Annotated in this window: 9 protein-coding genes; 4 read left to right on the top strand and 5 right to left on the bottom strand. The window is 68.3% G+C overall.

The window, feature by feature from the left end; all coding sequences use genetic code 11:
- Positions 1-21: 21 nt before the first annotated feature.
- The 3 genes from A6M56_RS02395 to A6M56_RS02385 all read right to left on the bottom strand — a co-directional run bounded on the left by A6M56_RS02395 (position 22) and on the right by A6M56_RS02385 (position 3,057).
- Positions 22-540: a MarR family winged helix-turn-helix transcriptional regulator gene (locus A6M56_RS02395; RefSeq protein WP_102080780.1), complete on the bottom strand. Its 519-nt coding sequence runs from the start codon at positions 538-540 to the stop codon at positions 22-24.
- A gap of 74 nt (positions 541-614) precedes the next feature.
- Positions 615-1,748, bottom strand: a complete 1,134-nt coding sequence (locus A6M56_RS02390; protein WP_062739501.1) for an ABC transporter substrate-binding protein — start codon at positions 1,746-1,748, stop codon at positions 615-617.
- Between the two features lie 31 nt (positions 1,749-1,779).
- Positions 1,780-3,057: a flavin-dependent oxidoreductase gene (locus A6M56_RS02385; RefSeq protein ID WP_102080779.1), complete on the bottom strand. Its 1,278-nt coding sequence runs from the start codon at positions 3,055-3,057 to the stop codon at positions 1,780-1,782.
- A gap of 165 nt (positions 3,058-3,222) precedes the next feature.
- Between A6M56_RS02385 and A6M56_RS02380 the strand changes: the two genes are divergently transcribed.
- From A6M56_RS02380 to A6M56_RS02365, 4 genes are all read left to right on the top strand, one after another.
- Positions 3,223-3,936, top strand: a complete 714-nt coding sequence (locus A6M56_RS02380; RefSeq protein WP_045786081.1) for a GntR family transcriptional regulator — start codon at positions 3,223-3,225, stop codon at positions 3,934-3,936.
- Between the two features lie 46 nt (positions 3,937-3,982).
- A complete protein-coding gene (locus A6M56_RS02375; RefSeq protein ID WP_102080778.1) occupies positions 3,983-4,660 on the top strand; it encodes a DUF2848 domain-containing protein in 678 nt (225 codons plus the stop codon).
- A 22-nt stretch (positions 4,661-4,682) separates the two neighbouring features.
- The gene (locus A6M56_RS02370; protein WP_102080777.1) at positions 4,683-6,029 is read left to right on the top strand and encodes an amidase; all 1,347 of its coding nucleotides are present in this window, start codon (positions 4,683-4,685) and stop codon (positions 6,027-6,029) included.
- A 168-nt stretch (positions 6,030-6,197) separates the two neighbouring features.
- Complete coding sequence (locus A6M56_RS02365) at positions 6,198-7,520, top strand: MFS transporter (RefSeq protein WP_102080776.1); 1,323 nt, start codon at positions 6,198-6,200, stop codon at positions 7,518-7,520.
- A gap of 327 nt (positions 7,521-7,847) precedes the next feature.
- On the opposite strand, the gene A6M56_RS02360 is transcribed toward A6M56_RS02365, so the two are convergent.
- Together A6M56_RS02360 and A6M56_RS02355 are read right to left on the bottom strand one after the other, a co-directional pair.
- On the bottom strand, positions 7,848-9,260 hold the full coding sequence (locus A6M56_RS02360) for a methyl-accepting chemotaxis protein (RefSeq protein ID WP_062739496.1): 1,413 nt from the start codon (positions 9,258-9,260) through the stop codon (positions 7,848-7,850).
- A gap of 124 nt (positions 9,261-9,384) precedes the next feature.
- Positions 9,385-12,099, bottom strand: a complete 2,715-nt coding sequence (locus A6M56_RS02355; RefSeq protein WP_045786076.1) for a sensor domain-containing protein — start codon at positions 12,097-12,099, stop codon at positions 9,385-9,387.
- Positions 12,100-12,141: the final 42 nt, after the last annotated feature.

The following is a 12,141-nucleotide window of genomic DNA, read 5'->3' as shown; positions in this document are numbered from 1 at the left end:
GGCCCGCATGCGGGCCGTTCGTCATTCAGGCGCGGCGGCCGGCCCCGCGGCGAGCTTGTTGAGCAGCGCGAGCAGTGTCCGCCGTTCGTCGCCCGACAGATGTGCCGTCACACGGGCGTCGTGCTCGGTGACGGCACGTGTGATGTCCACCAGCGTCGTCGCGCCCCGGGCCGTCAGCACGAGCCGGAAGGCGCGCTTGTCCTTCGGGGACGGCTGGCGCTCGACCATGCCCATCTCTTCGAGCGTGTCGACCAGCAGCACCGCGCCCGAGCGCGCCACGCCCAGGATGTTCGCCAGTTCCGTCAGCTTGAGGTTCGGGTTGTGCGCGATGACGGTCATGGCCGAAAAGCGCGGCGGCGTGATGTTCCACGCCTGCAGCGAGCGCACGAAATCTTCGTAGATGTGCAGCTGCGCGCGCCGCACCGCATAGCCGACCAGCCCGTCGAGGGCGCCATATTCCACATCGGCGAGGTGCGGGTTGAAGTGGCCGGATGCGGCCACGGCGGGGTAGAGATCGTCGGCTTTGGGCGTGCGCGGCATGGCGTTTGCGGTGGTGGCGGAGTCTCGGGATGATCGTCGGCGGCGTGCCGCTTGACCATGCGCGCACGCGCGCTTCAGTTCAGCAGTTTCCACTTGCCGTGCTCGATGGTCAGCAGCACACGGCCGCGCGCATCAAAGCCGAAGTGGTCGGCGGCCGTGTAGTTCAGCACCCCATGCGAGACGACGATGTCGCGCTCCGACTCCAGCGCCGTCTTCAGCGCCTGACGGAACTCGGGCGTGCCCGGCCGGGCCTGCTTGAGCGCCACCGGCACGATACGCTTGAGCACCTGCAGCGCGTCCCACGTGTGGGCGCCGAACTGGGTGCGCGTGTCCGGGCCGTTGGCCTTTTCGTAGCGGGTGACGTACTCGAGCGCCGTCTTCTTGCTGGGATGGCTGTCGGGCAGCTGCTCGGCCACGATCACGGGGCCCGCCGGCAGGATGGCGCCATCGACCGTCTTGCCGCCGATGCGGATCAGGTCCTTCGTCGCCGCGCCGTGCGTCTGGTAGATCGGGCCCGCATAGCCGCGATCGCGCAGCGACGTATGCGGCAGCGCAGCGCCCGTACCGGCGCCGGCCACCAGGATCGCATCGGGCTTGATGCTGACGAGCTTGGCCACCTGCCCGGTCACGCTGGTATCGGCGCGCGCATAGCGTTCCACATCGACGATCTTGATGCCGCGCGGCGTGGCGGCGGCGGTGAAATCCTTGAGCCAGCTCTCGCCGTACGCATCGGCAAAGCCGATGAAGCCGACAGTCTTGACGCCGGACGCCGCCATGCGCGCGGCAATCGCCTCGGCCATCAGCGAGATCGGCTGCGCGAGGCGATACGTCCAGTCGCCCTTGCCCGGCTTCAGCTCGACCGGCGCGAGCGACAACTGCGGCGTGTGCGATTCGGTCGCGACCTCGGCGATCGCAATCGACGGCGCCACCGCCGACGAGCCGACGATGATGTCGACGTGGTCTTCCGTCACGAGCTTGCGTGCCATGCGCGTGCCGGTGGTTGGGTCCGACGCGTCGTCCACCACCACGAGGCGCAGCTTTTCGCCGCCGATGCTGTCCGGGTAGAACGCCAGCGAATTCTTCTGCGTGATGCCCAGCGACGCCGACGGCCCGGTGGTCGACAGGCTCACGCCCACGACCACGTCGGCATGGGCAGTGGTCGCAAGCAGCAGCGCGACAGCGGCGCAGATGGTGCGGCGAATGGTCATGGTCCCCTCTTCTTTTCTGGTGGTGTTGTCGTCAGGCCGGCGCGCCGCCGCGGGCGGGCATGGGCGGCTGATCGCGCAGCGACTGCGGATCGAAACCGGCGAGTTTCTTGTAGCGTATCGCAATCCCTTCCAGCTCGGCGCGTGGGATCACGTCATCGATGCGGGAAAAGCCCTGCGGCGCGCGTTCGTGCGCAAGCTGCATGACCTGTTCCGGCCCGTTCAGACGATTGCGCAGCACGATGCCGGCCGTGCGCGGCAGGCGATCGGCCTCGTACTCGCGCAGAGCGATGCCGATCTCGCGTGTGCTCAGCAGGCAATCGATCAGCGCGCGCGCGTCGAGAATCGCCTGCGCGCTGCCGTTCGAGCCGATCGGGTACATCGGGTGCGCCGCGTCGCCCAGCAGCGTGACGCGGCCGAACGTCCAGCGCGGCAGCGGATCCTTGTCGACGAGCGGGAATTCGTACACGGCCTGCGCGCCGTCGATGAGCGCGGGGATGTCGATCCAATCCCATTTCCAGTCGGCAAAGGCGCTGCGAAAGATGGCACGGTCGACTTCGCGGTTCCAGTCGCTGCGCGGCGGCGCCTCGTCGGGCACGCGCAGCTCGGCGATCCAGTTGATGCGCGAGCGGCCCTGCTGGCGCAGCGGCTCGGAGATGGGGTAGGCGACGAACTTCTGGTCCTGGTGGCCGGCCATGAACATCGTGCGGCCATCGAGATACGGTTGCCCTTCGGTGACGGCCCGCCACAGCATGCGGCCGGCAAAGCGCGGCGCGTCGCCCGTGGGGTAGAACTGACGGCGCACGGCGGAGTGGATGCCGTCGGCACCGATCAGCACGTCGGCCGACGATTCGACGATGGCGTCATTGGCGCGGTCGCGCAGCGTGAAGCGCACGGGGCCGCCGCCCTCGCCAGTCGACCGGACCGCCTCGAAGCTGTGGCCGAGATGCACGGCGTCGCGCCCGAGCCGCTCCATCACGGCATCGGCCAGCGCCATCTGGAATTCGCCGCGGTGGATGGAGAACTGCGGCCAGTCATATCCCGCCGCCAGCCCGCGCGGCTCCTGCCAGATCGGCTGGCCGAAGCGGTTGTAGTACGCCAGCGCCGACGTGCGGATCGCCAGCGCGCCGAGCGTGTCTTCGAGCCCGAGTTCGCACAGCTGGCGCGCCGCGTGCGGCAGCAGGTTGATGCCCACGCCCAGCGGCCGCAGCGTCTGCACCGCCTCCCATACCTCGACCTCAAAGCCCTGCCGCTGCGCCATCAACGCAAGCGTGAGCCCGCCGATGCCCGCCCCGATGATGGCGATCTTCATGGCTGTCTCCGTCCAAATTTTTGTTGCAGTCTATAACAATTTTTCCGGATGGCCAGACCGCGTGCATCAGGGCAATCCCTAGCCCGGAGCGATGGCGCGATCGCTTGACGCTCTGTGAGATATCACAATACCATCACTCGACTTTTACAGATTCGAGGTTCTGCGATGTCGCGCCCGATCAAGCTGGTTTCTCCCGGCGCCGCCAACCCTGCCCCGTTTGCAGTGGAACCGGCCGCGCACGCCCCCAAGGGCGCGGCCATGCGCGAGCTCGCCTATGCCGAGATCAAACGCCGCATCATGGCGTGCGAGTTCCGCCCCGGCGAGCCGCTCAACGAGGCGCAGCTCGGTGCGCTGCTCGGGCTCGGCCGCACGCCGATTCACCAGGCACTGCATCGGCTTGAAGTCGAAGGGCTGGTGCAGATCCTGCCGCGCAAGGGCGTGCTCGTGACGCCGCTCTCGCTCAACGACGTGCTCGACATGATCGAGGTGCGCGCGACCAACGAAGTGCTGTGCGTGACGCTGGCCGCCGAGCGCGCCCACCCCGCCGACCTGGAAGCCATGCGTGCCATCGTCGACGCATCGCCGGCCCTGATCGAGCAGCGCGACATTGCCGCGCTGGCGGCGCTCGACCTCAAGTTCCACCTCGCCATTTCGGCTGCCTCGCGTAACCGCGTGCTGGCCGAATTGCTGCGCGGGCTGCATGAAAAGCAGGCGCGCTTCTGGTTCCTCTCGCTTTCCGAGCCGCAACACCTGCAGAACGTGTACGACGAACACCTCGCCGTGCTCGACGCGCTCGAGCGCCGCGACGTGCCCGCCGCGCGGGAGGCCATCCGCGAGCACATCGACGAGTTCCGCCGCACGATCATCCGCACGCTCTGATTTCGATTCCCCCTTGGCTTGTTTTCCCGCTTCTTCCGGATTCCGCATGACCACGCTGCACCTGAACCTCATGGGCCACGGCCCCATCGACGTGACTGTCGACCACCTCGTCATTGCCGGCTGGACCGGCCGCGACGCCGAGGCCGTCGAACACCACATCGCCGAACTCGAAGCGATCGGCGTGGCGCGCCCAGCCCGCGTGCCGTGCTTCTATCGCGTGTCGGCGTCGCTCTTGACCACCGATGCGCGCGTCGAGATTCCCGGCGCCGATTCGTCCGGTGAAGCGGAGTTCGTGTTGTATTCCACGCCGATGGGCCTGCTGGTCGGCATCGGGTCGGACCATACCGACCGCAAGGTCGAAGCCTATGGCGTGACGGTCTCCAAGCAGATGTGCGCGAAGCCCGTGAGCCGCGACGTGTGGCGCTTCGACACGCTGGCCGACCACTGGGACAGCCTCCAGATGAAGACCTGGCGCACACGCGACGGCCAGACCGCGCTGTACCAGGAAGGCAGCGTCACGCGCATGCTCGACCCGCGCGACCTCATCCGCCGCTACACCGGCGCCGACACGCTGCCGGTGGGGACCGCCATGTTCTGCGGCACGCAGCCGATCATCGGCGAACTCGGTTTTGGCGAGGCGTTCGACATGGCGCTGATCGACCCGGTGTCGGGCAGCGAGCTGCGCCATCGCTATGCTGTCCACACCCTGCCTGTTGAAGGCTGAAGCGCCCACCGGAGATTGCCGCATGACGACGCCCCGCCCCAACACCATCCGCGCACTCGCCGCCGACCTGGCTGCCGGCCGCACCACCAGCGTTGCCTTGACTGAAGCCGCGCTCGAGCGTGCCGAATCGCACCGCGCCTCCGGTGGTGCCGCGTACGTGAGCCTCGATGCGCAAGCCGCGCTCGCCATGGCGCGTGCCGCCGATGCCGCACGCGCGGCAGGCAATGTGCCCTCGCTGCTGGCCGGGCTGCCGGTGTCGATCAAGGACCTGTTCGACGTGGCCGGCCAGGTGACGGCCGCCGGCTCCCGCGCACTGGCCGACCAGCCGCCCGCCACCGCCGACGCCGCCGCCGTGGCGCGCCTGCGCGCAGCCGGTGCGGTGCTGCTCGGCCGCACCAACATGAGCGAGTTCGCGTTCTCGGGCCTCGGCCTGAACCCGCACTACGGCACGCCGCGCACGCCGGCCGACAACGCGCGAGCCGCCGGCGGCTCCACGTCCGGCGGCGCCGTCACCGTGGCGGGCGGCATGGCCGTCGCGGCGCTGGGCACCGACACGGGCGGGTCGATCCGCATTCCGTCGGCGTTCTGCAATCTGACCGGCTTCAAACCCACGGCGCGCCGCGTGCCGATGACGGGCGGCGTGCCACTGTCGACCTCGCTCGATTCGGCCGGACCGCTGGCGAACTCCGTCGATTGCTGCGCCATCGTCGATGCCATCCTCAGTGGCGAGACGCTCGACACCGATGCCGTGCCGCTGGCCGGCTTGCGCCTCGGCGTCACGCAGGACTACGTGGGCGCGGACCTCGACGACACGGTCGCCAGGGCATTCGACCGCGCCGTGGAACAGCTCGAACGCGCAGGCGCACACATCGTGCGTTTCGAATTTCCCGAACTGCTCGAACTGCCGGAGATCAACGGCGGCGGCGGGCTCACGGCCGCCGAGGCCTGGGCGTGGCACCGTCCGCTGCTGGCCCCCGCCGAGGCCCACTACGACCCGCGCGTGGCCGCACGCATCCGCCGCGGCGAGCAGATGGGCGCGGCGGCGTACATCGACGTCATGCAGGCACGCGCACGCATGATTGCCGCCGCACGCAAGCGCCTGGCCAACTTCGATGCGTGGCTGATGCCGACGGTGGCCATCGTGCCGCCCGAAGTCGCCCCGCTCGAAGCCGACGACGCGCAGTTCTTCCGCACCAATGCACTCGCGTTGCGCAACCCGAGCGTGATCAATTTCCTGGACGGCTGCGCGCTGACGCTGCCTGCCCACGCCGCTGGCGAACTGCCGGCGGGCTTGTCGCTGTGTGGTCTCGCGGGCGACGACGCGCGCGTCCTGCGTGTCGGCCGGGCGGTGGAGGCTGCGCTGCGTTGATCGGCTAGCACGAACCTGCCGCCTGCCGCTGGGCCACGCAGGCGGTTCTCTTCAATCACCACGAAAAAGGCGCGCCGCAGACGCGCCCGGCCCTACTCACGCCTGCGTTTCGTCGCACAAAGCGGCACAACGAAGCGCCGGCAAGCTCTCACGCTATCGGAGGAAACCATGTCGCAAACCCAAGCCCTGCCGGCCCACCCCACGGATCCGGCCAGCAGCCCCCCTGAAGACACCGCGCTGGATGCCACCTACCGCCGCATCGCCATGCGGCTCGTGCCCTTCCTGGTGATCCTGTTCATCCTCGCGTGGATCGACCGCGTGAACGTCGGCTTCGCCAAGCTGCAGATGCTGCAGGACCTGCAGTTCAGCGAAGCCGTCTACGGCCTGGGTGCCGGCATCTTCTTCATCGGCTACTTCCTGTTTGAAGTGCCGAGCAACCTGCTGCTGGAAAAGATCGGTGCGCGCAAGACGCTCGCCCGCATCACCATTCTGTGGGGCCTGGCCTCGATGGCGATGATCTACGTGAAGACGCCCACGTCGTTCTACGTGATGCGCTTCCTGCTCGGCATCTTTGAAGCGGGGTTCTTCCCGGGCGTGGTGCTGTACCTGACGTACTGGTTTCCCTCCGCACACCGCGCGCGCATCAACGGCTTGTTCATGACGTCGTTTGCAATTGCCGGCGTGGTGGGCGGCCCGATTGCCGGCTTCATCATGAGCCGCATGGAAGGCGTGGGCCACCTGGCCAACTGGCAATGGCTGTTCCTGCTCGAAGGCATTCCGTCGGTGCTGGCCGGCTTCGCGGTGCTCGCCTGGCTGCCCGAAACACCGCGCCAGGCCAAGTGGCTGTCTGCTGCGGAGCAAGACGCCGTCATCCGCGCCGTCGAGGTGGAGAACCGCGACCCCGCAAAGCACGCCTCGTTTGGCGCGGCGCTGGCCAACGCCCGCGTGTGGATCTGCGCGCTGATCTACTTCTGCGTCGTCAGCGGCAACGCCACCATCGCCTTCTGGACGCCGTCGATCATCAAGGAGCTTGGCGTGCAGGGAAATTTGCAGATCGGCCTGATCGCGGCCATTCCGTTCATCGCCGGCACGATTGCGATGGTCTGGAACGGCGCGCATTCCGACCGTACCGGCGAGCGCCGCATGCACTGTGCCATCGCCGCTCTCATCGCCAGCGCCGGCCTCGTCGCCACCGGCGCGCTGCTCGGCACTCCGCTGCTGGCGCTGCTGGCCCTGACCGTCGCCGCCATCGGTATCCTCGCCGCGTTCCCGGTGTTCTGGTCGATCCCCGCTGTCTTCCTCGCCGGCACCGCAGCCGCAGGCGGCATCGCCCTCATCAACTCCATCGGCAACCTCGCCGGCTTCGTCGCGCCGTACATGATCGGCTGGCTGAAGACCAGCACCGGCCACCTCTCCGCCGGCCTCTACTTCGTAGCCGCGCTGGAGCTGGGCGCCGCCGTCCTGGTCATCCTGGGCACGCGCAAACACTAAGCCCCAACAGCAAACAGACCATCGTCGCGCCAACCCCCGCGCCGCGATGGTTTGGCCGTTGACGTTCCTGCCCTAGATGGCGCCTTGAATTTCTGTCGCAGGCAGGGGAAGGAGGCAAACTCGCTGCGCCCAGATAGGCCTCCTTCCCCTCCCTGCAACAGAAATTCAAGGAGTGGGGCGCCATCTCGGGCACGCCTTTCTTTGCTTACCTTTCTTTGGCAAGACAAAGAAAGTAAGTCGGCCCCGGCAGGGGACGAAACAAGCGATGCACCATCAACAACAAAACCCCGCAAGCGGGGTCCCAAACCCCACCGCGCGTTACGGTCTTCAACTGGCCACCTTGTAACCCATCCGGAACCCACCCCAGTGGCGGCCCCTGACGTAAATCGGTGCCGACACATCCTTCATCATCACGAACGTCCCGTTCCCCATATCCCGCCGATAGGTCTGCAGCAAGAACGCCTCGGTATTGCGCGCAGCCCCCAGCCCCGTGCGGTCAGTAAAGAGCCGCCGGTTGCGGCTGTTCGCAGCATTCCATGCCGGATCACTGCCCTGCGGCTGCGAGAACTTCAGGTTGTGCGTGGGCAGATAGCCGTTGTTGTCCACCGCGGCACAGAACACCACCCGCGGGTCCAGCGCGAGCAGCGGCTCCTGCACCGCAGGCAGTGCGCGATCGGTCAACGCGGTAAAGCGCGTCAGGTACTGCGGCGGGTCGGTATTCGGCACCGGCTGATACGCGCGGTCGAACAGGTCGGCCTCGCTGATATCGCCACGCGCCAGCGCCGATTCAAACAGCACACCGATCTTGCGCGCTGCCGCCTGCACGGCCTCGATGAAGGGCGTGTCGGCGCTCTTGACGCCGGTCGACGCCGTCAGCCGGATCAGCGTTTCCGAAGCGCCCAGCAGACCGGCCAGCTGCTGCTGCGCGCTGTCGATGTTGTGGCTCGACTGCTTGACGCCCTCGGCCATGGCGTCCACCTCGTGCGCGAGTGACGCGCATTCCGCCTCGATGGCGGCGGTGGACTCGGCAATGCTGGTGGCTTCGGCGTCAAAGCGTGCGATGGCCTCGCCGGCCACGCCGATCACCGCGCCGATGGCCTGCGTGCCCGCGTCCACGCGCTGCGCGCGCGACACGTTGGCGCTGCTGTCGCCGATGAGCTTGTCGGTCTGGCCGGACAGATCGGCCAGCGTGGTCTCGATACGCCGCGTGGCGTCGGCCGTCTGTCCTGCCAGCTGCTTGACGGCACCGGCCACCACCGCGAAGCTGCGGCCCGATTCTCCGGCGCGCGCCGCCTCGATGGCGGCGTTGATGGCGAGCAGGTTCGTCTGCTTGGCAATCTGCGAGATCTGTTCTGCAGCCTGGGCCACCTGCGTGAGCGCCTCGCGCAGGGCGGCAACCTGCTGCTCCATGCTGGCCACGCCGACGGCCAGTTCACGGATGTCCCGCAGCGACGCATCGACCGTGGCCCGCGAGCCGCTCACCTCCTCGCTGGCGTGCGAGGCCACTTCACGCGCGTGGCGCGCTGCCACGGCGATGTCGTGGTTGCCGCGCATGGTGGCATCGGCAGCGGCGCGCAGCTGGTCGAACACGTCGGCCTGGCGGCGCAGGCGCGCAGCCACGTCCTCCACATTGCCGGACACCTCGCAGATGCCGATGCCGACGCGGCCGGCTTCTTCGGCAATGCGGGCCACCAGATCAGGAGAGGCATTCGGGCCGCGGCCCCAGGCGAATGGCTTCACTTGCGTTGGTCTCCGGTTGTTGTTGTGTCGGCCCCACGATGGCGCGGGGCAACCCTCTACGGGGGTTATCGGCGCCGGCGGGCGCCCACTTGAGTGACGCTACCTGCCCGGGCTTACGCAGGCATTACGCGAGTGCCGCGCGGCCCCGGCGCAGCCGCGCCTCGTAGGCCTCGGCCGTCATGGGCGGCCCGAACAGGAAGCCCTGCAGCTTGTCGCAGCCGGCGGCCTGCAGGAATTCCGCCTGCTCCAGCGTCTCGACGCCCTCGGCGGTGACGCTCATGTCGAGCGACGCGGCCATCGCCACCACCGCGCGCGAGATCACGACCGAATCGCGATGGCGCGGAATGCCCGAGACGAACGACCGGTCCACCTTGAGGTTGTCGATCGGAAAGCGCTGCAGGTACGACAGCGAGGAGTAGCCCGTGCCGAAATCGTCGATGGAAATGCGCACGCCCAGCGCCGTCAGGGCATCGAGCATCGGCATCACGGCGGCGGTGTCGCGCATGAGCAATCCCTCGGTGATCTCCATCTCGAGCGCGCTGGCGGGCAGGCCGGCCTCGTCCAGGCAACGCGCGATGGTCGGCACCAGCCCCTCCCCGAACTGGCGCGGCGAGAGGTTCACCGCCACGAAGAACTCCGGCATGCAGGTGGCGCGCCAGTGCGCAGCCTGGCGGCATGCCTGTGCCAGCGTCCACGCGCCGATGTCGTTGATGAGCCCGGCGTCTTCGGCCACGGGAATGAACTCCGCGGGCGACACCTCGCCGAGTTCCGCACTGTGCCAGCGCAGCAGCACCTCGGCGCCGACGATGTCCATCGCTGTGGCGTCGACGATCGGCTGAAAGCGCAGCGAGAGCTCGCCCGCACCGAGCGCGCGGCGCAGGTGGTGCTCGAGCTGGAAGCGCCGCTGTGCACGCTGCGACAGGCGCGCGGTGTACACGCGGTGCTGGTTGCGCCCGTTCTGCTTGGCGTTGTACATGGCGGCATCGGCGCTGCGCAGCAGCGTGGCGGCATCGGCGCCGTGCTCGGGGTACAGCGCAATGCCGATCGACGCGCCAAGGTAGTACTCGATGCCGCCGGTGGAAAACGGCTGCGCGATCGCGCGGACGATGCGCCTGGCCAGCCGCTCGGCCTCGCCGAGCGAGCGCACGTCGTCGAGCAGCACGACGAATTCATCGCCGCCGAGGCGGGCCAGCGTATCGCTCTCGCGCACGCAGCCCGACAGCCGTTGCGCGACGATGCGCAGCAGGTGGTCTCCGGCCTCATGGCCGGCCGTGTCGTTGACCTTCTTGAAGCCGTCCAGGTCGAGAAACAGCACGGCCACCTGGCGGTGCTCGGACGCGGCCCGGTCCATCACGGCCTGCATGCGCTGTGAGAAGAACGCGCGGTTGTACAGGCCGGTGAGCGCATCGCGCTGCGCCAGGAACGTCAGCTGCTGCTGCGCGGCGCGCGCGGGCCCGATGTCGTTGAACGAGATGAGCACGGCCGATGGAGCCTCGTCGCCGGGGCGGATGATCGGCAGCACGTTTTCGTGCACCCATACGATCTCGCCGTCCACGAGTTCGAGACCGATGGTCAGACCCAGCAGCGGACGTCCGGTGTTGAGCACCACGCGCGTGGGGCGCTCGTCAAACGGGATCTCGGTGCCGTCTTCGCGCAGCGAACGCCGCATCAGCGCGAGATGGCTGGTGCCCACCGGTGAGACGGGGCCCGCGCGCAGGATGCGCCGCGCGCTCGGGTTGCACGCGAGGATGGTGCCGTCGGCCGCCTGCACGACGATGCCCTCGGTCAGGTTGTCGACGGCCAGGCGGTAGCGCTCTTCGCTCTCCTGCAGCTCGCGCGCGATATGCGCCTTCTGAATCGCCACGCCGACGATGTCGGTGATGGCGTCGAGCAGGCCCATCGCATCGGCCGTCGGCGCGCGCGGCGTGTCGTAATAGATGCCCATCGCGCCGATCATCTGCGCGTTGTCGCCGCGGATGGGCGTGGACCAGCACGCGCGCAAGCCGAGCGGGACCACCAGCTCGCGGTAGTCGTCCCACAGTGGATCGGCGAGGATGTCCTCCACCACCACGCGCCGGTTGAGGTACATGGCGGTGCCGCAGGAGCCGTGCGCGGGGCCGATCGCCAAGCCCACGAGCCCCTGCGAGAGCACGGACGGCAGCGACGGCGCGACGGCTTGCGTAACGTGCTCGCCGTCGCTGCACAGCAGCACGGAACACATGGCGCCGTCGCCAAGCAGCCCTTCCACCAGCCGGCATACCTCGGCGAGCAGGTCAGGCAGCGGAACATTGCGCGAGCTCAGTTCGAGCACGGTTTTCTCGCACCGCAGCAGTTCCTTGGCGCGCGCGGTTTCCGCGGCCAGGGCGCGGTAGTTGGCTTCCGATTCGCGCAGCGCCTGTTCGGCCTGCTTGCGCTGCGTGATGTCGCGCGCCACGACCTGGATGGCGGTGCGCCAGCCAAGCTGCACCGGGGCGGAGAGCACCTCCACCTCCACCGGCGTGCCATCGCAGCGCAGCAGCGTCTGCTCCACCGGCGGCAGACCCGCGCCGTGTTCCACCATCCAGACGCGCCGCTGGCGGGCCAGTTGCACCGAGTTATCGTGGACGAATTCATCGAGCTCGCGGCCGACGATATCCCGCGCGCTCTGCCCACCCAACAGCCGAACGCCCGCCTCGTTGATGAAAACGATGATGTCGTCCGCCACGATGTACAGCGCATCCGGCATTTGCCGGACGAGTGCCTCGTAACGATCGTCAGCGAGCGGCAGCGGCCTGGGGGCGTCCGGGACGGTCGCATCCTGTCCGGGACGGTCAGGCCGCTCGGTGGAAGTGGCGTCCATATGGCCTGGGCTGTTTTCTGAGATATCGACCAAGGCAGCCGG

This window comes from Ralstonia sp. RL (genome assembly GCF_001683835.1).
GTDB classification, from domain to species: domain Bacteria; phylum Pseudomonadota; class Gammaproteobacteria; order Burkholderiales; family Burkholderiaceae; genus Ralstonia; species Ralstonia mannitolilytica.
This window is presented reverse-complemented; position numbering and strand designations above follow the sequence as displayed.